The 23544-nt window shown below is 49.4% G+C and carries 18 protein-coding genes; 4 read left to right on the top strand and 14 right to left on the bottom strand.

All coding sequences use genetic code 11. The features are described 5' to 3' along the window. The first annotated feature begins 19 nt into the window (after positions 1 to 19). A complete protein-coding gene (locus L972_RS19510) occupies positions 20 to 1090 on the top strand; it encodes a permease (RefSeq protein ID WP_047440460.1) in 1071 nt (356 codons plus the stop codon). A 325-nt stretch (positions 1091 to 1415) separates the two neighbouring features. Then, positions 1416 to 2969 carry a methyl-accepting chemotaxis protein gene (locus L972_RS19505; protein ID WP_047440458.1) on the top strand — a complete coding sequence of 518 codons (1554 nt, stop codon included), beginning with the start codon at positions 1416 to 1418 and terminating at the stop codon, positions 2967 to 2969. Between the two features lie 323 nt (positions 2970 to 3292). Here the strand turns inward: L972_RS19505 and L972_RS22185 are convergent, their stop codons facing one another. After that, positions 3293 to 3415 (bottom strand): hypothetical protein, encoded by a 123-nt coding sequence (locus L972_RS22185; RefSeq protein WP_269428994.1) that lies wholly within the window; start codon positions 3413 to 3415, stop codon positions 3293 to 3295. Positions 3416 to 3884: 469 nt separating this feature from the next. Then, positions 3885 to 4061, bottom strand: a complete 177-nt coding sequence (locus L972_RS21685; protein ID WP_162849154.1) for a hypothetical protein — start codon at positions 4059 to 4061, stop codon at positions 3885 to 3887. Positions 4062 to 4286: 225 nt separating this feature from the next. On the opposite strand from L972_RS21685, the gene L972_RS21200 reads away from it, so the two are divergent. Beyond that, positions 4287 to 4874 carry a helix-turn-helix domain-containing protein gene (locus L972_RS21200; RefSeq protein ID WP_047440456.1) on the top strand — a complete coding sequence of 196 codons (588 nt, stop codon included), beginning with the start codon at positions 4287 to 4289 and terminating at the stop codon, positions 4872 to 4874. Between the two features lie 229 nt (positions 4875 to 5103). Here the strand turns inward: L972_RS21200 and L972_RS19495 are convergent, their stop codons facing one another. After that, on the bottom strand, positions 5104 to 5796 hold the full coding sequence (locus L972_RS19495) for a CopG family ribbon-helix-helix protein (RefSeq protein WP_047440455.1): 693 nt from the start codon (positions 5794 to 5796) through the stop codon (positions 5104 to 5106). A gap of 392 nt (positions 5797 to 6188) precedes the next feature. Here L972_RS19495 and L972_RS21195 point away from each other — a divergent pair, with 392 nt between their 5' ends. Then, a complete protein-coding gene (locus tag L972_RS21195) occupies positions 6189 to 6686 on the top strand; it encodes an antitoxin Xre/MbcA/ParS toxin-binding domain-containing protein (RefSeq protein WP_320615031.1) in 498 nt (165 codons plus the stop codon). A 216-nt stretch (positions 6687 to 6902) separates the two neighbouring features. Here L972_RS21195 and L972_RS19490 read toward each other — a convergent pair whose 3' ends face one another. The 11 genes from L972_RS19490 to L972_RS19440 all read right to left on the bottom strand — a co-directional run bounded on the left by L972_RS19490 (position 6903) and on the right by L972_RS19440 (position 23527). Continuing rightward, the gene (locus L972_RS19490; protein ID WP_047440453.1) at positions 6903 to 7202 is read right to left on the bottom strand and encodes a hypothetical protein; all 300 of its coding nucleotides are present in this window, start codon (positions 7200 to 7202) and stop codon (positions 6903 to 6905) included. Positions 7203 to 7262: 60 nt separating this feature from the next. Next, positions 7263 to 8894, bottom strand: coding sequence for a TnsD family Tn7-like transposition protein (locus tag L972_RS19485; protein ID WP_081990769.1), 1632 nt, complete (start codon positions 8892 to 8894; stop codon positions 7263 to 7265). Positions 8895 to 8897: 3 nt separating this feature from the next. Continuing rightward, positions 8898 to 9857, bottom strand: coding sequence for a TniQ family protein (locus L972_RS21190; protein WP_081990768.1), 960 nt, complete (start codon positions 9855 to 9857; stop codon positions 8898 to 8900). Beyond that, entirely contained in the window at positions 9854 to 11293 is a 1440-nt protein-coding gene (locus L972_RS19475) for an AAA family ATPase (RefSeq protein WP_047440447.1), read from the bottom strand. Before L972_RS19475 ends, L972_RS21190 begins: the two co-directional genes overlap by 4 nt. A gap of 2 nt (positions 11294 to 11295) precedes the next feature. After that, the gene (locus L972_RS21185) at positions 11296 to 13452 is read right to left on the bottom strand and encodes a transposase (protein WP_081990767.1); all 2157 of its coding nucleotides are present in this window, start codon (positions 13450 to 13452) and stop codon (positions 11296 to 11298) included. Beyond that, positions 13442 to 14314: a TnsA endonuclease N-terminal domain-containing protein gene (locus L972_RS19465; protein WP_047440445.1), complete on the bottom strand. Its 873-nt coding sequence runs from the start codon at positions 14312 to 14314 to the stop codon at positions 13442 to 13444. Before L972_RS19465 ends, L972_RS21185 begins: the two co-directional genes overlap by 11 nt. Before the next feature lie 440 nt (positions 14315 to 14754). After that, the gene (locus tag L972_RS19460) at positions 14755 to 15528 is read right to left on the bottom strand and encodes a M48 family metallopeptidase (protein ID WP_047440443.1); all 774 of its coding nucleotides are present in this window, start codon (positions 15526 to 15528) and stop codon (positions 14755 to 14757) included. Between the two features lie 4 nt (positions 15529 to 15532). Then, a complete protein-coding gene (locus L972_RS19455) occupies positions 15533 to 18802 on the bottom strand; it encodes a type I restriction endonuclease subunit R (RefSeq protein WP_231560960.1) in 3270 nt (1089 codons plus the stop codon). A gap of 56 nt (positions 18803 to 18858) precedes the next feature. After that, positions 18859 to 20775 carry an ATP-dependent nuclease gene (locus L972_RS19450; protein WP_047440438.1) on the bottom strand — a complete coding sequence of 639 codons (1917 nt, stop codon included), beginning with the start codon at positions 20773 to 20775 and terminating at the stop codon, positions 18859 to 18861. A 12-nt stretch (positions 20776 to 20787) separates the two neighbouring features. Continuing rightward, positions 20788 to 22014 (bottom strand): restriction endonuclease subunit S, encoded by a 1227-nt coding sequence (locus L972_RS19445; protein WP_047440435.1) that lies wholly within the window; start codon positions 22012 to 22014, stop codon positions 20788 to 20790. Continuing rightward, on the bottom strand, positions 22004 to 23527 hold the full coding sequence (locus tag L972_RS19440; protein ID WP_043850675.1) for a type I restriction-modification system subunit M: 1524 nt from the start codon (positions 23525 to 23527) through the stop codon (positions 22004 to 22006). The genes L972_RS19445 and L972_RS19440 overlap by 11 nt, the downstream gene beginning before the upstream one ends. Positions 23528 to 23544: the final 17 nt, after the last annotated feature.

Raw genomic sequence — 23544 nt, 5'->3', positions numbered from 1 at the left:
ACCAGGTGAGGATACGACAATGAATGAGTGGTTAACCATGCTGACCGATGCAGCCCAGATGTTCCTGTTTCTGGCTGTCGAGCTGTCGGTGCTGTTTGTGGTCATTAGCGCCGGGGTCAGCCTGATCCGCCAGAAGATCCCCGACGAGAAGATCCAGCGGATGCTGGGGGCGCGCCATGGCAAGGGCTATCTGCTCTCGGCCCTGCTCGGTGCCGTCACCCCCTTTTGCAGCTGCTCCACCATCCCCATGCTGAGAGGGCTGCTCTCGGCCAAGGCTGGCTTTGGCCCCACCCTCACCTTCCTGTTTATTTCGCCACTGCTGAACCCCATCATCATCGGCTTGATGTGGGCCACCTTCGGCTGGAAAGTGACCCTGCTCTACGCCGTGATCGCCGCCAGCGTCTCCGTCATGGCGAGCATGCTGCTCGACAGATTGGGATTCGAGCGCCATGTCATCGACCCCAAAGAGGCCACCCCCTCTTGCGGTAGCGGCTGTGGCCCGGCGACCCGCGCCACCACTCAAGCACATTCCAGTGACAACCAACGCAGTGCCATTCGCGCAATCAAACCCCTCAACGGGGCAGTGTGCTGCCCGGCTCCGCAACCAGAGATGGCAGAGCAGGCCACCCTCTCCTGCTGCAGCGATGGCACGGCAGCCCTGACCAGAGCGCCACAGCTCCCCACCGCCTGGATCAAAGCTCGCCTCGATGCCTGGCAACAGTTCAAAGCGGTATTGCCCTTCCTGCTGCTGGGGGTGCTCATCGGCTCGTTTATTTACGGTTTTATTCCAGCCGAGTGGATCGCCGCCCATGCCGGCGCCGACAACCCGCTGGCCATCCCCTTCAGCGCCATCGTCGGGATCCCGCTCTACATCCGCGCCGAGGCCGTGATCCCGCTGGCGTCGGTACTGCTGGGCAAAGGGATGGGGATGGGCGCCGTCATGGCGCTGATCATCGGCAGTGCCGGTGCCAGCCTGACCGAGGTGATCCTGCTCAAATCGATGTTCAGAACACCGATGATTGCGGCCTTTCTTACCGTGATCCTCGGCATGGCGATCCTGATGGGCTACCTGACGCAACTGCTGTTTTAAGTCGCCCATCTTTAAACAGGCAAAATGCCAAAGCAGCCGAGTGTGAAACCATCCGGCACCTCATAGACAAAACGCCGCTCAACTGATCGGCGTTTGTCTATTCCTAACGGCAATCAATTTGAGACAGCCAAAGGATGAGGGGTTTGCTGCTCTCCGGGCCATGTGACTTGGCCTGCCTCCCCTCGCCGAACTGTGCTGTAAAAATGTGAGACCCATCCCGTCCCCACGCAGTAGCACAAGAGTTAATGTGCAACAACACAATAAATGAACATCCTCTGCCATACTCAAACGAAGTATTCCGTTACGCCGAAACCGGAGCCTGATCATGGTAACCAGCTCGCTTCACACCACAGATACCGAGGTTGAATTTGCCGACGATATCCAGTTGGTATCGACGACCGACCTCAAAGGGGACATCACCTACGCCAATCCGGCGTTTTGTCAGGTGGCAGGCTATCGCCTGGAAGAGATGTTGGGGCAGCATCACAATCTGGTGCGCCACCCCGACATGCCCAAGGCAGCGTTTGCCGATCTCTGGGCCCACCTGCAGGCAGGCAAACCATGGCGAGGCATGGTAAAAAATCGCTGCAAAGATGGTCGCTATTATTGGGTTGATGCCTATGTCACCCCGATTTATGAAGATGGCAAGATGGTGGGTTACCAATCCGTCCGCTGCCGTCCCGCCGCAGAGCACAAAGCGCGTGCCAGCAAGATGTACAAAACCCTTAAAGCCCGTGAAACCAGCTCTGCCATTCACATGGGCCTGCGTCAGCTCACGCCAGCCATGATGACCATCCCCCTGCTGCTCGTCAGCGTGATCAGCGCGGTCTGGCTGCTCTCACCGCTGCAGGCGCTCTGGGTCATCATTCCCCTCTTGGCAGCCATCTGGTTCAATCGCCACCCTCTCTTCCTCACACCGCGATTCTTGCAGCAGCTCGAACAGGATTACGACAGCATCAGCCGCCTTATCTTCTCGGGGGATGCCCCCCACAGCATTGCCGATTTCCATATCAAGCTCGGGCAAGCGAAGATCCGTACCGTACTCGGCAGGGTAGATGACACCACCGCGTCGCTCAATGCCATGGCCAATGACCTGCGTGGCTCCGCCTCGCTGGCAAGCCAGGATATCTCTTCGCAAGACACGCAGATCCAGCAGATTGCCACCGCCGTCACCCAGATGGCTTCGGCCGCCGAGGAGATCAACCGCAATATTCAAGACAGCAACAGCCAGATTGAAGAGGCCCGTAGCCACTGCATCACCACCAGCACCCAGCTTTCGGAAGCAGGAGAAGAGATGTCGGCGCTGGCCACCCAAGCGGAGCAAGCCTTTCAGTCAGCCGTTGAGCTGGCGAGCGAGTCCGAGCGGATTGGCACCATCATGAGCGAAATTCGCGGCATTGCGGATCAAACCAACCTGCTGGCGCTAAATGCCTCCATCGAAGCCGCACGGGCAGGCGATCAGGGGCGTGGCTTTGCAGTGGTGGCGGACGAGGTTCGCAGCCTGTCGACCAGAACCCACAAGGCGACAGAGCAGATCCAGAACAGCATTGGCCATATCCAGCAAACCCTGGGGGGATGGAAAGAGATGATGCATCTCAATGTGACCAGAACCAACGCCTGCCTCGCCACCACCCAGGCAAGTACCGGCAACCTGAATCAGGTTGTGATCGAGATAGACAAGGTCTCTGATTTTTCAAACCAGATCACCGCCGCTGCCACCGAGCAACAAGCGGTCATCGAGGAGATCAGTCGCAATATCAACCAGATATCCTCGCTCTCTCACGATAACAGTCTCAAAATCGATCAGGTGAGTGAAACCAGTGCCAACTTGCAGAGCAAAGCGAGCCAGCTCAAGGACTTAAGCCGGACATTCGGATAGCAGCATGCAGATAAAGTCCATGTAAACGAAGGGCCACCCGTCTGGGTGGCCCTGTTGTTTATAAGGCTTAACTGTAGCTCCTAAACTGATCATGACCATTTAAGTTGGAAACTAGCTGATCAATCGATTCAGTAACTTAGCGACACCACAAGTGACATTTAAGTTGGAAACTCGATAGCAATCCTCCGCCTGCTCAACGAACAAGCAAGACATTGAAGTTGGAAACCAAGCTTTGGCTGACGTAATAAATTTCATGTAACTAAATTACAAAAAGGGCGCCGATATACCGTAACGCCCCCTTATTACACGGTCTTGATGACTCATCAACTTTTAGCTTCTTTAGCGCTCTTTGCGACAATGACGATGGCAACTATACACACCATCGCGAGTTTCTCTACATCCATCTCTGCTGCTTTAGCTATCAGAGAACCTAATGCATCGAACATGTGTAGCCTCCGCCTATTCCTTGGTTGAACGGCAAACTCGGCACCAGCTTTGCTTGGTTACTGTCTGCTTTTGATTTCGAAAGCCAAATTTAGCCTCAAGTTCCTGATAGGTCTTTGCCGTTACTTTTTGGCAATGTGGACAAGTGTGAGGCAACTGAATACTTCCTGACATAACTAAATCCTTATTAAGTGCTGCGGGTAAGATCATAAGGCGGTATAGGCTGGTTAATGTTACCCCCTGAATAAACCGGATGGCACCAAACCTCAGGGCGACAATGCGAACGTTTTCCAAGTAGTTATGCATGTTGGTATGTTCGTAGACTGAGCATTATTGTATTCGCACAGAGGTAAACAAACTGTGCAAGTCACTCAATACGCAACTGCATCAAACAGCTGTTACACAACAGCAAATTTCACATGGTCAAAAAAACAAACACTCATGTGGACGCCCTACATCGAGCCGGTTTTGTTAATCATCCTTGTTAGTATGATCAATCGCTGCCGCAGTGGTGCCGACAGCCACTGCGACTACCGCTCCCGCCGCCGAAATAGTACCCACTGCACCTAAAACCGGTAGAGACGCGATTGTTGTCGCAGCCAGAGCAGTTCCCTTCACTACATCTCCCAGAAAATCGAGCATAGACATATACGTCTCCTGTGTACTTTGTCCAAGGATAGATAAATCATTTGGCCAACCTATACCGCGTGATTAGCGTCGACAGAACAAACGATACAACAACATTGCACACACTGCAAGATTCCAAAACAACAAGAATTGCCTAGGTGCAACTTTTGATTCAGTGGTGTTGTTTTGCTTATAGGCGCAGGATGTGATATGTTGCACGTTTGCATATGTTGAAGGAGATCCCCTATGAGTAACATCAAAAGTGTGACTAACATGACGACCACAGGGGCAGTGCTCGGCGCAGTTCTAGTAGAAATGCGAACCATAGCTGGTATGAAACAGGTCCGATTAGCAGAAAAGGTCGGGGTTGGAGCGTCTACATGGTCTCGCATAGAGAAAGGTGAGAGCGGGTTATCGATAGACCAGCTAAAGGCTGTGGCTGATGCTTTAGGAAATACACCATGGGACATTTTGGAAGTGGCTGATGCCGCAGGAAAATGTATTTCTGATCATGGAATTAAAGTTGAATCAACGCAACTATCTCCAAAAGATCTAGTTAAGCAAGAAACAGAAAAGAATAACGAATCTGTGGCTAAAGATATGGTTGCAGCTGGTATTGCGGAAAATGTTGTCATCCCAATTGTTGGGACTGCTTTATTTAGTTTAGTGGGCAACGTATTAAGTCAATTGTGGGATCCACTCCCTCACACTTGCCCAAACTGTAAATCCACTACTGCCAAAACCCCCGGTGAGTTGCAGGAACTTTTTGGCTTGAGAAATTCTTCGAAGGGTTCCACTCACCAAAGCTGGTGCAAACATTGCCGGAGTAGGTAATTGAATAAGGGGAAATTACGCTTATTTATCCCCTCATATGAGCCAAGTGTGGTACGGCCTCCAGAGAAACAGACTTACTGTTGACGCGTGATACCACTAGGCAGAAAGACTAGCTAAACTCAAGCTATATACCGCTTGCATATATGGCATGATGATTCCGTAAAGTAGTGGATATTCACATTTTCTTTGAAAATGTGAATATCGTGCTTTTAATGCCCCTACTGACGGATCAAATGTTTGTAGCACATGCAGATAGCCGCTCGACTTCCTTATCAATCTCCAAAGCTTGATATGTTGTGAGTTCAACCATCGTGCGACGGAAATTAGCCCCCCCCCCAGTAATTTCTTTAAATCGGCGGGCGGATATTGCCTTAAACCCGGACTTAAAATCTTTAAGCTGTTTAGCATATTTATCGTCAGCAATACCGTGATACTCACTTTTTTTCAAGTCCCCCGATACTGTGCCAACTGCAACAATACCCACGCCACTCTGGTACAAATAAACCTTGTCGCCTAGAGATAACTGACAGATGTACTCTTTCCAGCCTTTACAAAAAGCAGCAGCCTCGCTGTTTTTCAACATATCAAAGTGCGAATCCTTATCATTATTGTAGTTAGTGTTCAGCATGAATTTTTTTGCTTTGAGAACACCCCTCTTTTTGTTGCCTTCCTGCTCACTAGGTATTTGCTTCTGATCTGCGTCAGTAAGCAGAGAACGCTCAGCTAAAAGTGAATTAGTTTCCTCTATACCGGCTTTGATAAACTCACTGATAAGGAAGCTCTTTGAACGGTCAAGAGTAAGGGAAAGCTCATCAAGTTCGTTACTAAGAACGACAGGAAGCCGGATGGAAATCGGTGTGGTTGAATTATCATCAGCTTGATTTGAAAGGCTTTTTTTTATTGCCTCTTTAATGATGCTCATATCATAACCTCTGGTTAAAGTGATGCACACTGCCTGTAATCATTTTGCATTACATGAGTATGCATTTTGATTACACAAATGGCAATACAAAATGACATACAATGGTGTGAGGATGATTGGCGGAAGTTGAGTTTAGAAGTGACGTGACTATGTGCTTATCATGACTGCACAGCTATTGGTGGCCAGAAAGGGAACAGATTGAACGCACAATGGTTGTCATATGGAGACCTTCAACTCAATGGTGCACGCTGGTGTTGAACGACAACTAAGTCAATAGGTGTAGGTTAATTTAAGGCATTGATTTATATAGAATTAATTCATAATGTCAATTTTTTAGCCAACGACTTGCGAAATGCCCCAAACTAGATGATGACCCAATGAACTCCTGAGTGATGATTCGCATTGGGCTGCCATCAACAACCCCCAGACGGAGGCGCAGACTCATCATGACTCATGTAGAGCAATCTCCCCCAACCAGCAATCTATCTGTTCTGGAGTCGCTCGGTCTACCACGTAACTGGCTAGCCGCCCATCAGCACATAGTGTCTGGTGTATCTCCTGAGATCGTCGTCAAACTGAGCAAGCTATTGGGGTCTAATACCCGAACAATCTGCCAGATGATTGGCATTAGCCGAGACACACTGAATCGCCAAATCAAACGGGGCAATCGCTTATCGACAGCTCAGGGAGATCGCGTTTACTGGGCAGCCTTAGCAGTGGACGCAGCCATATCCCTACACCGGGGAGATACTGCTAAAACGATGAGATGGCTCACCCGCTCTGCGTGGGGATTAGGTGGTGAAAAACCGGCCGATGTGATTACTACGCCTATGGGAGCGCAGGCAGTTATCGATCTTGTCGGCCGGATTAGGCATGGCATCCCCTGTTGATTAACAGTTCATACGTGACCATAAAGCACCAACAATAGGCTCATTTGGTGAGCCGATCACCCCGACCAATCGGCTCATTTGATGAGCCGATCACCTCGACCAATCGGCTCACTTGATGAGCCGATCACCTCGACCAACCGACCCACTTGATGAGCCGATGACCTCGACCAATCGACTCACTTGATGAGCCGATCAACACAACCACTCAAATCGTGGTTAGATAAGCTCTCGATTGCCTTCAATTTTCCCAAATTGATCAGGGTCTGCGGGTTGATAATCATCCGAAAACATATTCATCAACCGATGCTCCTGTCTCAGGTTGGCCAGCGCCCCAAAAAAGCAGCCTTCACATAGGTGTACCTGATATCGTTCACCATCGTGCTGCGAACCATAACCCCAGCAAGCCTCCAGCGTGCCGAATTCCTGCGTACCGAACGATTTAGTAGTACTAGCACCACAGACATCACACAAAATATCGACGACCTGTGTGGTAGGAACGATTGCTTCGACCTTCATGGCAATACTCCTCGTTATGATGCCTGATATCAGAACCTGTATAGGTATCGACGGCGAACATCAGGGCATAGGATGTTGAGCGGCATACGCCGCAACCAGCCGCACAGCCAATGCGTAACTGAGCGGTAGACGTGTTTTGTACTTCCTCAGGCAGTCTGGCCTATCGACTGCCCGTTCCAATGCAGATAGCGAACTTGCCTGCTCGGCCAGCTGCCCCAGTTGCTCAGCCAGTTTCCTATCCCGTTCTTCCCAATCCACACTGGGATGGTGAACTGCTCGCTTGGCGGCAGGTAACTGTTGATACAACCAAGCACGATCATGTTTATAGAGCCAGGTGAAAGCCGTTCTGCACACCTGCTCGACACAGCCTCGACTAGCATCAGCATGTTTTGCCAAATATGCAGCCACCGTTACACGGTGCTCACGGAGACGGTTAACCCTTCTCAAATGCCGTCGCCAGTCAGACAGCCCTTGGTGGCTCTGAATAATGGCTTCGACCGCCCCGACAGAAACGCCATGACTGTGCGCGATCTGCTGCCGTGATCCCCCCATGAACGCCTGACGCCATATTCCCCGCTCAACTTCAGCTGTAATGCGCTTGGCACGGTGATCAATCGGTTGATTGTGTCTCAGGGCGAGTTGCTTGATATAGCCGATGCTGTATCCGGTCTGGCAGGCAATCTGTCGCATGGAAACCCGCTTCACCAACAATGTCAGTATTGCTGTTTCTGATAGCTGTCCGTCGCTAGGCATAGTGGATTGTATCTGCACCGCAGCTGGGCTACTGATAGAAAAAAATTCCGCTGGGCTACGGCTTACAAACGCCATCAACATCGCATGCTTTAGGTAGTGGTGATTGCGGTTGCCATGCACCAGCCCCGAGACGTATCGATAGTTGGCCAGCCCCGGTGGCACTGTTGGCGTTATATCGGCAAACAACCCCTGCCAGAACTCCGTCATGGCCTGCAACAGGGGCTGGCTACGCAGATGGCCTCTGGCCGTCAGATAGCCCTGTTGCCCGAGCCATCGCTGGTACAGCTCCGCTAGCGACTCCGTTGGCGACTGGACGCACAGATACCGATGCATAGCGGTGATATATGTAGAAATGTTGATTTCCTGTTCAGATGGACGCGATGGTCCACAGGGTATCTCGGGATCCGGTATTAGCAGTCGCCGATCAATACCTCCCGCACTGGCCGCCAGGGTTTGCAATCGTAGCTCATGCTTGGCACAGGCCGTGACCCCATACAACTGGTGTACCGTATGCCAATACCCACACCCGAACTGCTTTTCATCTTCTAGAAGACAGGCCGGACACCATTTCAGGCAAGCGCCACCGACCCTCAGTTTGCTCAGTTTGCTGGCGGCTTGTCCTGACAGGGCCATTATTCCCCTCCCCTCACCCAGCATAGCGGCAGCCAGGGCGTGGACTTGGCGCTTATTGTTCAGCGTCAGGGCGAACAATGGGAAGGCCGAGCCGTGGTGCAGCAGGTATTGCGGATCCACCCCCGCCGCTTGGGCAGCCGCCTCAATATGGCCTGGTAATGCCGGATGCAACCGAACAGCAGGACAGTGGAATAGCTGGTTACAAAAATGGTTTCGATCACTGTATGCCGAATGAACAAAATACTGGCTGACCCAGCTGTAGGCCGACTCGCCAGGGATATAGGTGGGGATCACCGAGGTCAACACCGATCACCCCTCAGATCCCAAGAGCCTCACCAGATCGACGCCTGCATGCTGCAACATCATTAGGTGGGCCAGAGGGTGCAACGGATCTCGGGCTGACTTCTCATGGTAGCCCCGTGCATTGCGCAGCTGTGGGGGTAATTGCCATACCTGACCTGGCCCCCCACTATTGGTGAAATACGCAGTAAGTGCCAGGGGATCACATTGCGAGTCCATCTGCTGAAACCACGCATTGATCGTTTTGATACTTTTGACCGTGCGCATCGCCTCGCCCGAGATGCCCATCGAATCAGTCACCAGCTGAGTTAGTGCACACAGGGTGAGAGTGCTCGTGGACTGGGCCAATGCCAGCGACGCCAACTCAATCTCGTGCATCCGCTCGGAAAAATGACCATCGTATCCCCCCATCCAGTGTCCACAATGGGAACAGAGGCTGTCGTAGGGCGGGATCAGTTGCTCCGACAACAATTTGGCGGAAAAACCACAGCCTGCGCAGTGACCAGACAAACCGCGTTGATGCCGATGACAATGGAACACTCCTGGTAGTTGATGATCTCGGTGGTAGTAGGGCATACCATAGAGCTCATAATCCTCGGCAATACAGTCTGCGCACCAGCGCCAATATTGGTGTTGTACATTGTGCAGGCCAGTCACCCGTAACCGAAGCTGGGAACGGCCCGCCAGTGCTGATGCCACTATCCTCTGCTCATCCGGAGTCAAAAAAGAAGCTAAATAATTGCCGACAGAGTGATCCTGCCACGCACGTTGAACTTGTCGGGCCCGAAATTGGGTATCGAGGACAGGATCGTCGGGATGACATAAACGATGGGGACGGATTTGTGGGCTGCTCAGCCCCAGCATCTGGGCCGTTGCAGTAAACGTCCCGTGCGTGCTCAGCACATGCATCCGGCCAACTACCGCCCCTAAATGCTCACCAGGTAGCAACTCCAACCGATGGAGGATCATTTGCACGGCCCCTTATCTACAGAGTAACCGAGTTGCCCCAGCAATGAATCCGGGGATAATTGCTCTAAAGTTTTTAGCTTCTTTTCCTCTGTTTTTGGCAGCTTTTTGGTGATTTTAACCTCACCTTGCAGCAGGATTTCTCCCTCTGCTGAATATGTGTCTCCATCAACAACCTGACTATTTCCCACTGATTCGAGCAGTAACATCGGCGATAGGTCCTCAAATTGGTAGTAATCACCCTTACGCAGAGCACTCAACGCAGGCTGGAGGATTTTAAATTCGCGATTGAAACATAAGTCCAATGCAGCGATCGAGAGATCTTGATCTGTTGGTTTCAGCAGGGTTAGATATGATAGCGTGGCGCGAACTAGACTGGTTGCAATAGCCGGGATACCGGCACTCAAATAATGTATATGTTGGCGTAATACATCCTCTGATGTTTTCTGGTTTTTCAGAAATCTGGTTTGACATATCAGGCGGATAAAACGCAGCCAAAATGAGCTATGTATATCGCAGCTCACCAACTGCATAAATCCATTTTTAGTTGCTCGGCGGGTTAGCGTCATTTCGCTATCAAACAATTTCATCGTGGCCAATGTTCCGACAAACATCAACGGGATCCCCACTCGATTTAATAGTTCCTCTAGAAATTTCATGGTCGTTTTCTCGTTGTTACTGATCACTTCATTCTTGGCAGACCTGGCCAGGTTCTGCGCTTCATCAAGGATCAGCAAACCAACCCCATGGCCGATAAACGATTTTTGCACTACCGAAATCAACTCATTAACAGAGCGGTTCCTATGGGTATGGCTATAACTCTCACCAGTGACAGCGTCGAGTGATTCTAACAAGTTCAGCAAAAGTGCTTTTTGGCCACGGCGATCATGAATTTCAATGTACAGATAGGTCACCTGCACTCGACTCACAATAATTTCGTGACCATGCAGGTCCGTATAGCGATCATGTTCTATCGTTTGTGGTATCTGTTGGCAAATTTGCCTAACCATCGTGCTCTTCCCACGTCCACTGAGCCCTAGCAGTAACAGGCTATACTGAACAGACAATTCTAGTTCCAATACATGTGAAGCTTTCCATGGCTCGGCCTTGTCACGATCAATCGCAGCTAATATTCGGCGTACATCGGCCCCAATTGGATTGCGTCGAGCATACCCAGCCTCGATCATCCGTCGTATCTGGTCATATAAACGGTACGCCTCATCTGGAGAGGTATACACGTCCGCCAGTTGATCAATGGCAGTGCGGATAAAATATGAATGCAGCGATTCATCCACCCCTGCAAGATCCAGATCACACTGAAAAGGGATCTCACAGTTCGCATAAAATTGTGCCGTTGAGAGCGGCAAGCCAAGCCCCTCGATATAGGGGTTTCCCCGATATTTTGAATTGGGATGTGGGTAATATTGAGGTGCGGCCATGATTATTTCTCCTGAACTGTAAATATTGTCGGATCAGCAAGGTTCTGACTGGGTGTTTTTTTAATATAATTATCTTGCCGACATGTATTTCTTAAATCAGCAGCAATAGCCATTTCCTCATGATGACGTTGCAAGTTCCCTTCGACCTGTTTATGGATTTTCATTCCTGACTGTATATTTTTTGCAATGGATTTTTTCAGTCCACGATTAGTTTTTCGAATTACCTCATCACATTCACGAAAGTCCATTTCTAACACTGCGCGAGCATTGAATCTCTTCTCATCCAACGCAGCCAATTGTTGTTTAACAATATACAGGCGATGCATGACATTTGCCCAAACCTGATTCCGATATGCCTCACTGCGATCTGTCAGCTCAACCTGATAGACCTCATCACTATCCTCAGTTTTAAACCAAAGATGATTAGTACATGTATCTATGTACCTGACTCTAATTTTGAAACGTCCGAGATTTTTCGCCTGATCCAGCCACTGCATTCGAACAATTTCATTACTGCTATAGTAAAGGCCTCGAAAAAATATCCCATCAGCACGCACCGTAGCCTCATCCTCTGGCAACAGCGCAAATCGCAGGCGGTCTATGGGAACAGGCCTCACTATCACTGAATTTTTCAGACCCCAGTTCCATACATCACGAGGAGTAAAACCAACCCCATCACGTGACATTTCTAGGTTGTGCGAGGTCACGCGCTGACGATGATTATTTGAATAGATAATGATATTAATGAGTCGATACATGAACTGTTCATACGTCAACAGGGGGCGACGAGATGCGTGCTGATCCTCCTTATGTGGATACTTAACCACCTTGCCTGCCTCGAACGGGATCGCTAAAGTCTGAATAATGTCGAAAGTTTTCTCCACTTGGCCTTTCATATCCCCGCGATGATAGGCATTAAAATTACCGACTGTGATACCAATGAGTCCGCGCAGCAGGCTGCAAATATTGGTATCAGTATTCTCAGAGCCCCGGTCGAACGTTAATTCACGACATGGTAAATTGCAGGGCCAGTCAGCCTCTTCGATCTCCACACCATACTGCCGACAAAACTCTCGCTTACTGCTCATCGCATTGAATAATGCTTGACTTGCTCCATGCCAACAAGGCGAGTCGAAACCGACATGCAATCCAACAATCATACTGCTGGCGGTATCAACGACAAAATATATAACCGGTCTTCCAGTACTCAGTAGCTCATCGTTACTGTACGGGTAACGGATGTAAACATCGGCAATAGTACTGTCTATTTCATATCGTGACGTTGGCCCCCGCAGGCCGGCACGGGCAAGACCTGGTTTTCCTGCATGGTCACGGGAATAATTAATACTGCCTACTCGCTTTTTCAGGAACGTGAGATCACTGACGAACTTTTTCAGATGATATTTAAATATTCTTGGTGATATTAAATATTCCCTATGAAGTAACATTTTAATTGGTTCTGCTATGTCACAATCCTCAATGCCCTTCGGTAAAACATTGACACATTCATATTTCAAACAATAGTCAAAGTATAGCTCTGACAACCTCACTTCAGAGCCAGATTTAATAGATTTTGAAAAACGCTCAATTTGTATAATATCTCGCTGAGTAATGCCACGATATGGTGTACCATATCGAGTAATTGGGCCACTCTTGGTTGCTTTCTGACCTAATGGCACATCTGGTAGTTGAAAGTTGCTGCCACAATTAAAATAGTGTGGAAGCAATGAATTTGGAAATGCCCCAAAAAAGAAATAACTATTCAATTGAGCGCAAATGTATTTCCTACTTCGGCCGGAATGTTCAATCAACGTTTTCAATATACCACTTGCATCACCATATAAATAGCGATGTAACAATTCAGGCTGACTAAGCAACGGACTAATTACAGCCAACCTCTCATTGCGAATATTGATCCATTGAGGTTCTAGCTCACTATCAGAGGAAAATAAAACTTTTGGAAATTGATGTTCAGCCAGAGTCCACTCACCACTTTCAATATTAGACTCGACATTCTCGATTAATAGATTAGTCGGCCGTTTTGGTGGCCCATCTAATAATTCACTTACAGCTAACAACCCCATGTCATAACAAATAGAGACAATCAGAAACTCTGAACCACCATTTGTATTAGTGATCAGTTTCTGGTTAACTCGCATGGACCACCTCGTTGAATGGCACAGGCCTATACAACTCTAAACGTTGTGTAAGATCAACGATTATAACACCATGGTAAACTGCATATTGAAATACACATTTCACCTGCACGTCAGAAATATTCAACTCCTTGGCCACCAGCTGGATCAACACTAACAAGGTATTTGAGGGACGGGCAATCAGGTGATGTTTGATTCGTCCCAATACAATGAGGTATATGGTCTCAGATACCTGAATATACTCAGGCGTATCAAAACACTCACGCAGGAATTCCAGATTATATATATGTACTTTATTGAAGCTTTTTTCCGTTAACAGCACATGATCAATATTTTGAGTACGCCAATATTCAATGGCAATTTTCTCCTTTGCCCTTGTACGATTAACAACACGGGGGGATGTTATTTCCGGATCCAGCGCATCAGAATATTTGAAGCTATATGGACTCAATATATGCTTCCCTGCCTCCGTTTGCCGAATAATGACAAAATCCTGAGTCATAGTTTTGGCTGGGATGCGGCCACCATAATTCGCCCGCTCTTTGTAATTACCAGGATGGACAATGTGCAGAGATGCCGCAATTTTGAGCGTTTCATGCAGTGGTAACGGATACTGTTCGAGAATGTCGATAACAGTTGGATCGCGTTCGAAATAGAAAAATGGTGCCCTCTCGCCACGGCTGAGAAGATGATGCTCACGACCCGTTTTGTGGCTAAATACAATCTGCCCCTGGCCGTAGGTGTGGGACTGCCGCACCGTGACCCAGGGGCGATACCCCGAAGCTTTGATGTCTCGGTTGTACCGTGCTGTTTTTGCGATCTCCGCATCGGTGACGATGGGCTGCTGAACCGTTTTTTGCTGCATGACTACTCCTACCTGACCTGCATACAACCTAGTAACTGGGCAGGGGGTCGTCAACCGCAATAGTGCACGTAAGGCGTTGTTTTTACTTATTTATTTTTATAAATAATAACTATCGACGCTATCATGGCAAAAATGCCACACTCAACAAAATTTCATTTTTTATCTTAAAAAACATATAGTTATAAAAAATCACATAAGCATACATAATCACGAATATTTATTTTTATAAATAATAAGCAAATGTTTTTTATTCCTTTTTTGACATAAGAGGGTGGCGGATATAGAACATTATTCTGAAGCGATTGATGATTCCGCTCAGAAAAAATGTCCGTTTTTGGCTACAAAAGGCTCCATGCGAAGAGCAATCAATGCATCCACACCAAAAAATTCAGCCCGGCAAGGGGGCCTGCCGGGCTGCGGGTGACTGACGAGCAGATAACTCAGGTCAACAAGCGATTAGCCATGCCATCCAGCTTCGCTTTGGTCTTTTCCCAACCGGGCATTACCTGACTCATCAGCCGGTAAAAGTGCTCGCTGTGGTTGTGCTCGGCGATATGGCAGAGCTCGTGCAGGATCACGTAATCGATACACTCGCGGGACGCTTTGACCAAATGTGGGTTGAGCGTGATCCGGCCATGGGGGGAACAACTGCCCCACTGTGTCTGCATAGTCAGGATGCGCAGTGCTGGTCTGCCCGTGACCCAGATGGCTTGATCCAGCATGGCGTTGAGGCGTCTGGCAAACACCTCTTTGGCACGGGCCTTGTACCAGTCTGCCAGCAGCTCACGAACTTTCTCGGCGCTACGTTGTCGAACCGACACCTCCAACTTGCCACGCAGCATTTTGACCCCCTGCACCGAATCAGGGGCTTCGATCATCTTGAGCAGGTACTGCTTGCCGAGGTAATAGTGGCTCTCACCGCTGATGTACTGGCGTGGGGTGACGTGCTCCAACTGCTGGCGAAAGTCGCGTAACTGTTCGTAGATCCAGCGTCCGCGCTGCTTGACCGCTGCGAGAACCGCATCATCAGCCGTCTCACGCGGGGCCGAGACCACGACGCGGCAATCGGGATGCACCTTGATAAGCACCTTGCCGCTAGCCTGTCTCCGTTGCACCCGCTCGAAGGCGATCCGCTCATCGCCGTAGCGAAAGCTAAAGGATGGAGCTGGAGCCTGGGGCTGAGCATCGCCCTTGACCCGAATAGGCACATTCATCTGATCAGACTCCGCTCAAGCCGACTCGGGTGATCTGCACCACCATCTCGACGATCTTCTTGGCCTGCTCCATACCACTGCCGATTGCTTTGCACTCTTGGAACATACGCGGCAGCAACTGCTTGCGAATACCCGCCTCGATGTTCTGCGGGTTGATGGAGTGCTCGGCCACAGACGCATCCACGACCGTATCGATCTCGAAGGCCAGCTTTATCCATTTGTCCTGTACCTGGCTGTCGGCGATGGCAAACACCTCAGGCAGCACCTTCTTGAACACGCCAAAGTAGGCCTGAGCGTGGCGATGCCCAGCAAAGGCGTCAGGAATGTCACTCAGGCGGCGCTCCTGTACCTGCTCTTCGAACTCCCGAAACAGCATGTACTGCTTGAGTGGGTGCTCGAACAGCTTCTCCGCATCAAGGATGGCCTGGCGCAGCAGCTTGGAGAAGGCTTCCTGGGCGTAAGGGTCATCACGTAGCTCCTGCTCAATCATGCGGGTGACGCGAGTCTTGATGATGTCGGTCTCGTTGCGGGTCTTGTTCTCGCTCCACTCTTCTGGCTGCTTTTGGCCCATCTTGCCGACTTCATAGACGCCACCCGGCTCTTTAACCTCTACCCCGACCACATGCTTATCCAGCAGCTTCTTCACCTGTTCGGCATATTCGTCGTAGTCAACCTTCTCACCTGCATCCTGTTGCACCAGTTGGCGCAGGCTGGAGAGCTGTTTCACCGTCTCCTTGTAGTGACGGCGATCCGCCTCGCTAAAGGCGCTGTCCTCGAAGAAAGAGGCCGACTGCAACGCCACTTTCAGACAACTGGCAAATGCCGTGAGCGCCTCGTAGAAGTCTTCTCGCACCTTGAGGTTCACATCCACCAGTTCGCCGTCCAGATCCTCCATCTTGGGCACCAGCACTTGGCGCAATTGCTCGATATCCTGCTTGTTCTTCACCCCGGCGAAGATACCCCACAGGGTCTGGTAGAGCTGCGGCAAGCGCTTGTACTCGGTGCCCATCTGGTTGTAGAGGCCTTTGAGGTCGTCAACGTCATAGCCGCCTTGGGTGCGGAAAGCGAGATCCTGATACTTGCCGATGGTGGTATCCAGCTCGGATAAGATGCCGCGATAGTCGATAAGCAGACCAAATTTCTTCTTCGGGTGCAGCCGGTTGACCCGCGCAATCGCCTGGATCAGGTTGTGCTCTTTGAGTGGCTTGTCGATATAGAGCACGGTGTTCTTTGGCTCATCGAAGCCGGTCAACAGCTTGTCCACCACGACCAGCAACTTGAGAGGATCATTCTCATCGGCAAAACGCTCGATAAGCGCCTTGGAATACACCTGCTCATCCTGAGTGCCGACATTCTCCTTCCACCACTGAGTGACCAGCGGGGTGGTCGATTCATCGACCTCGGTGTTGCCTTCCCGGCTGTCGGGCGGACTCATCACCACCGCCGACTCGAACAGCCCCGCCTCGTCGAGGTACTTTTTATAGAGCACCGCCGATGCCTTGCTATCGCAGGCCAGCTGGCCCTTGAGCCCCTCGACAATGTGGTTTGAAAAGTGACTGGCGATATCGAACGCAATCAGCTTGATGCGATCCTCCGCGCTGTAGATCTCGCCCTTGCGGGCAAATTTGCGTTTCAGATCGGCCTGCTGCTGCTCATTTAACCCCAGGGTGATACGCTCAAACCAACTGTCGATGGCCCGCTCGTTGACCTCCAGATCGGGGATGCGCTCCTCATAGAGCAGCGGCGTCACCGTCTTGTCCTCGACCGCCCGCTGCATGGTGTAGGCATGGACGATGGGACCAAACTTGTTGGTGGTCTTGTCATCCTTGAGCAGCGGCGTGCCGGTAAAGGCAACAAAGGCAGCGTTGGGCAGCGCCTGCTTCATGCGGATATGGTTCTCGCCCCCCTGGCTGCGGTGGCCCTCATCGATCAGCACGATGAGATCCGGGCTCTTGTTGATGCATTCCGGCGACTTGGTGGCTGAGTTGAACTTCTGAATAAGCGAGAAGATGATCCGCTCGCTGCCCTTACCGATCTGCTCGGCCAACCGCTTGCCTGAAGTGGCCATGGCCGCTTCTTTGTCTTTCTTGCCCGCGAGTTCACCGCTGGAGGCAAAGGTCTTGCTGAGCTGGCTCTCCAGATCCACCCGGTCGGTCACCACCAACAGGCGACACTGTTTCAAACTATCGTGCAGGATCAGCGCCTTGCTGAGGAACACCATGGTGAACGACTTGCCCGAACCAGTGGTGTGCCAGATCACCCCACCTTCTCTCCCGCCATCTGGACGTTTCTGGTTGATACGCTCGATTAACCGCTTGATGCCAAACACCTGCTGGTAGCGGGCGACTATCTTGCCCGCCTTCTTGTCAAACAGGGTGAACAGCCGGGTCATCTCCAGCAACCGCTCCGGCGAGAGCAGGCTGATGAGCAGCCGATCCTGATCACTGACGGCCAGCTCGCCAGCCGCAACTAGGGACTGATACCAGCCCAGATCGGCGGCGGGCCGGTGGCTAAACAGGGCAGAGCGTTGTTCGGATGAGAGCGGCTGATTCTTGATGGCTGTCATCTCACCATCACCGATGTCCTCCTCACGCCAGGCAGCCCAGAACTTCTCCGGCGTACCGCAGGTGCCATATCGCCCCTCGATGCCATTGATGGAGAGCAGTAACTGGCTGTAGGCAAACAGCAGCGGGATCTCGTCCGGGCGCTGGTTGCGCAGGCTCTGGGAGATCCCCTCCTTGATGGTCGGCCCTTTTTTGGCGTTGCCATCCGGGCGCTTGGCCTCAATCACCACCAAGGGCAAGCCATTGACGAAACAGACGATATCCGGGCGACGCGACTCGATGCCCCCTGCGCGGGTGACCCGAAACTCTTCGGTAAAGGTAAAGCGGTTATTGTGCGGATTGTGCCAGTCAATCAGGGGGATGGTGGGGCTCACCTTCTTGCCATCAACAAACTCGGTGACGGACATGCCATAGAGCAGGTGGTTATAGAGCCGCTCGTTGGCCGCCTGCAACCCTTCATTGAGCGCCGGACTACACAGCTCGCTCACCAGATTGTCCACTGACTTAGGGGAAAGCGGATAGGTTTTGCCCGCAAACATAAAGGTGCGCTCGGCCAGCACGCTGCGCAGTTGTTGGCGCAGCACCACCTGATCGGCCTTGTTATCCCGTGCCGCCAGAGCCTGTTCAGGGGAGAGGAAAGACCAGCCCAGCTGGGTCAGCAGGGTCAGGGCCGGGATCTTGGAGCTGTATTCTTCCTGAAACTTAGGCATGAGTTGCGTCATTAGTTCTATCTCTATCAAGACTTGAAACCCAAGGTGAACAGATTTTATGCAACTTGGTTTTCTTGTTCTTCTTGTAATATATGAAGTTGGATAAATAACTGACGGAAAGAAGGAAATAAATCATCTAGTGATGCAATAAAATCGAAATATTTAATCAACAATAATGATGCAATTTCCTCATCATTATTTGAACTTCGCAGAAATAGAGATAGCCCAATTTTAGATTCTAAACCCATAACGAAGTCTCGAATTATTGGTTTTGCCATCACTCTTTCTGGCCTAAATACACCTTGGTCTGTCCAAGATCTAACAACGTCCGTGAACTGGAGTGTTGAGAATTCTGGTCTGTTGTTTTTCTGCCCATTAAAACGAGATTCGATCTCTCTATTAGAAGAAGAGTTGATATCTTGAACATTTTCAGCCAACTCAGTTAGCAACTCATCGACATGATTAAACACATCTTCTTGAGCAATGTTATGAACAAGAGACGAAAGGTATCTTTTCAGAATGTCAACATCTGAAAATAAAACGGACTCTATGCAATAGCCTTCGTGACTATGTGGCTCACAATGTTTACCTCTTATACTTGCTTTTAGATGTTCATCAATCTCATTTGTAGAGAAGTCACGGTCAAAGATGACATTCCATGTTTTTCCTTTCAACATCGAAGCTAGAGTTCTTCTATTATACTCAATTTTCTGGACTATATTATCCTTACCGCGTAGTGGGAAGAACGCAACATCAGACAAACAACCTATAGGATTTGCAATTTCTTTTAATTTTAAATTGAGTTTTTTTAGATATTCTGCATCATCATTACCTTCTACAAACACAATCTGCTTTGCGTTATTCAAACGTTCAAGTGATATAATAACACCACCTAAAGAGCTTTTTATGATGTCGAAACTGCTAGGACTGACAGGCTCTAGCTGCCCCTGCCGTTTAGCATCATCATTCATAAAAAAGACTTCGCCATCTCCTGCATTATTCACAAATTGATCGTTATGGCTAATTACAAAAAATTGATTGTGATCAATCTTCCTTAAGTGACTAAGAAGGTTTTGTTGCAATTTGGTATGAATATGTGAATCCGGCTCATCAACAAGTAGCAATTTTAATGGTGCATCAACAAACTCAACAGTCGCTAATATCTCAACAATCTGGAGGAAGCCACTGCCTTGGAGATGAAGGTCATAAAACTTAGAGTCATTTATAGAAACACATAAATCTATATATTCATCTTTTTCTCTTCGCGTTGCTGCTGGGATAGAAAATTTAACTTTCTTTTCAAGAATCTCTGAAATACTACGTTCCAACTCAATAATAGACTTTCTTTTTGCAATTATTTTATTCCTTAATACTTCATGTGATAATCCTTTTTGTATCTTTTTAGTTATCTGTGCCTCATTGTAATAAGGTTCGTATTGGTGCACACCAGATACAGGTCTAGTCTGATATATGAAAACAGCTTCATCAAGAAATTGTCCACCACGACAAAATTCCGTCGCAAAAGCAGTAAAATGAGCTTCCTCTATTGGCTGTATACGGAAAAATGCATCAGGAATAGAAGTTGGGCATGTTACCTTAAAGCCTAAATCCCATGTGCGAACCCCAATATCCTCATCTTCACTTGTAAGTGATAATGTAATTTCTGAGCACTTCCCTAAATCAGGGTCTTTAGGATCGTGAAAGAGATCTTCATCCTTAGTAATCCGTAAAAAATCGAGCTCATGATAATTCACGTATCTGTTTGTCGATTTTTGTACTTTATAAAATCCTTTGCGAGATGCCAAAATATTATTTTTATAGCATTTTTCCCATAGATGAATTGCTTCAAATACAGAGGACTTTCCCGCACCATTCTCACCTATGATTATATTGAAATCAGCATTAGGAGTGATGGAAATATCCTTGAACGCTTTGAAGTTTTTTAAAACAATTCTACTAATACGTAATTTCATAATTATGTCATCCTACACAATGACCCGCTTTTTACCGGTTAGAAGTTGTTGCATCAGGGCCATTTTCTCTTGCTTTAGAGCGTCGAGTTTCTGTTGCAGGGCTGCAATTTCTTGATCAGCAGCTGAGAGAACTGCGGAGATTTTTTGTTGCTCTGCTATAGATGGAGGACACCAAAACTTGGTTTTTTTTGCATTTTGAATGGTATAGGTCCCTACCGTTGTAATGGATGCCTGAGCAACAATCTGTTCCTGCAAGAAATCTGACTGGAAACAATATTTAAAATAATCAGAGAAAAGACCTTCTTTTATTTTAAACCAAAGTACGTTGCCATCTTTGAAATAAAATCTGTCACCATCTTTAACCTGATATGAAATACCTAGCGTGCCTACACCACTCACAAGAAAATCACCTGGCTTGGGGGCTCCATACTTTATAGACAATTCATGAAAGAGCTCATCAGCAATGAAAACTTCACTCCTGAATGGCTCATTCTTACTCAGGGATACCAATTCTCTAGTACGATAGAATGGCGTTCCTTCATTTTTCCAATCATCCTGTAACACCCTCTTGCTTGAGCCAACATCAAAGAAATCTTCAATAATACATTGTTGCCATTCTCCACTAAACCTCACACCATTGTTATCCAGCAGGCGTTTTTTGCCGGTGAGCAGTTGCTGCATCAGCGCCTTTTTCTGCTGCTGACTATTGGCCAGCAGTTGCTCGGTAGTGCTGATTGCCCTATCCCAAGTGGAGAGGATTTGGGCGATTTTCTTTTGTTCAGGAAGAGGCGGAGTATCTACCTTAGTATTCTTTATAGATTTGATCGACAAATTTCGGATCGTTGTGCCTGTAAGCTCTGATTCGTAAAAGGCCTGTGTCTTTGAACTAGATAGGACATAGTAAACGAAGTCCAAATCAACGCTATTCTTCACGTTTATGTAAGCAGCGCTTTTTCCGAGAACAACGTTTTCACCTCTGTAATATGCCAAATTCCCAATAGTTCCGTTTATCGACATTAAAATAGTACGTTCACCTAAATCTTTTCGGTGATTTTCTGCGTCATTTTCGTCGACGAAATTTGTTGAGTCTTGGATTACTATTGAGCCATTCTTGAGATTGTTACCGTTGATAAAATAAACGCCTGAACTTTCAGCGTATAACGGCGTTTTATGGATGCCATCACTAACTTTGCTTGCCAGCTCTGATAAATGTTTTACCTCCCATCCATTAGGCACCATAACCCAGCTCCTCCAGATATTTGGCCATCTCGATTTCCAGCTCGGCAAGTTGGGTTTTCAGTTGTTCGCGCTCAGCACGCACGGCCAGCAGGTCGATCTCCTCTTCCTCCTCGAAGGTATCCACATAGCGTGGGATATTGAGGTTGTAGTCGTTCTCCTTGATCTCTTTAAGCGAGGCGAGATAGGCGTATTTATCGACATTGCCGCCGTTGCGGTAGGTGGCGACGATCTTGGCGATATTGTCCGCACTCAACAGGTTCTGGTTTTTACCCGCCTTGAACTCACGGCTGGCATCGATAAACAGCACATTGTCATCCACCTTCTGCTTTTTAAAGATCAGGATGGCGGCGGGGATGCCGGTGCCATAGAAGAGCTTCTCCGGCAAGCCGATCACCGCATCGAGCAGGTTTTCATCGATCAACTGCTGGCGAATTTTCCCCTCGCTGGAACCCCGAAATAGCACGCCGTGCGGCACCACGACCCCCATGCGGCCGCTCTTAGGCTTAAGGGTCTCAATCATATGGAGGATAAAGGCGTAATCCCCCTTGGTCTTGGGCGGCAGCCCGCGCTTGAAGCGACCGAACTTATCATTTCCCGCTTCCTCATAACCCCATTTATCCAGCGAAAAGGGCGGGTTGGCGGTCACGATATCAAAGCGCATCAGATCGCCGTTTTTATCCAGCAGCTTGGGATTGCGGATGGTGTCGCCCCACTCGATCTTGTGGTTGTCTTCCCCGTGCAGGAACATGTTCATCTTGGCCAGCGACCAGGTAGAGCCAATGGCCTCCTGCCCGTAGAGGGCGTAGTGCTTCTCGCCATGGTTTGCCACCACCTTGCGGCCGCACTTCATCAAGAGTGACCCCGAGCCACAGGCCGGATCGCAGATGGTGTCGCCCGGCATCGGCTCCAGCAGCTCGGCGATAAGATCGGAAACTTCGGGGGGGGTATAGAACTCCCCCGCCTTCTGGCCGCCGCTGGCAGCGAAGTTCTTGATGAGATACTCGTAGGCGTTGCCGATCACATCCAGGGTGCCGACCCGGCTCGGCTTGAGGTTGAGCTCATCCTTGGCAAAATCTTCCATCAGGTGGCGCAGTATGGTGTTTTTCTGCTTCTCTTCGCCGAGGCGGTCGGTGTTGAAGCTGATGTCCTGAAACACGCTCTTGCCCGCGTCTTTGAGCTTGGTGCCATTGGCCTCTTCGATGGCGTGCAGCGCCTGATCGATCCGCTCGCCGTTGCCCGGCTCGTGACGACGCTCGAACAGGCTGTAGAAACTGGCCTGTTTGGGCAGCACGAAACGCTCGTTTTTGAGCATCTCTTCAATGAGCTCCGGCTCATCGCCATATTCGGCCTTGTAGCCATCGTAGTGATCCTGCCAGACATCGGAGATGTATTTCAGGAACAGCATGGTGAGCACGAAATCTTTATAGGTATCGGCACTGATGGTGCCCCGGAAGGTATCGCAGGCAGACCAGAGGGCCTTGTTGATATCATCCTGGTTTATCGAGGTAGTCATAAGTCACAATTCCTTGG

Source organism: Aeromonas sp. ZOR0001, assembly GCF_000801015.1.
In the GTDB taxonomy this organism is placed as follows: Bacteria; Pseudomonadota; Gammaproteobacteria; order Enterobacterales; family Aeromonadaceae; genus Aeromonas; species Aeromonas veronii.
Note: the sequence above shows the minus strand (reverse complement) of the source record. Positions and strands in the feature narration are given on the sequence as shown.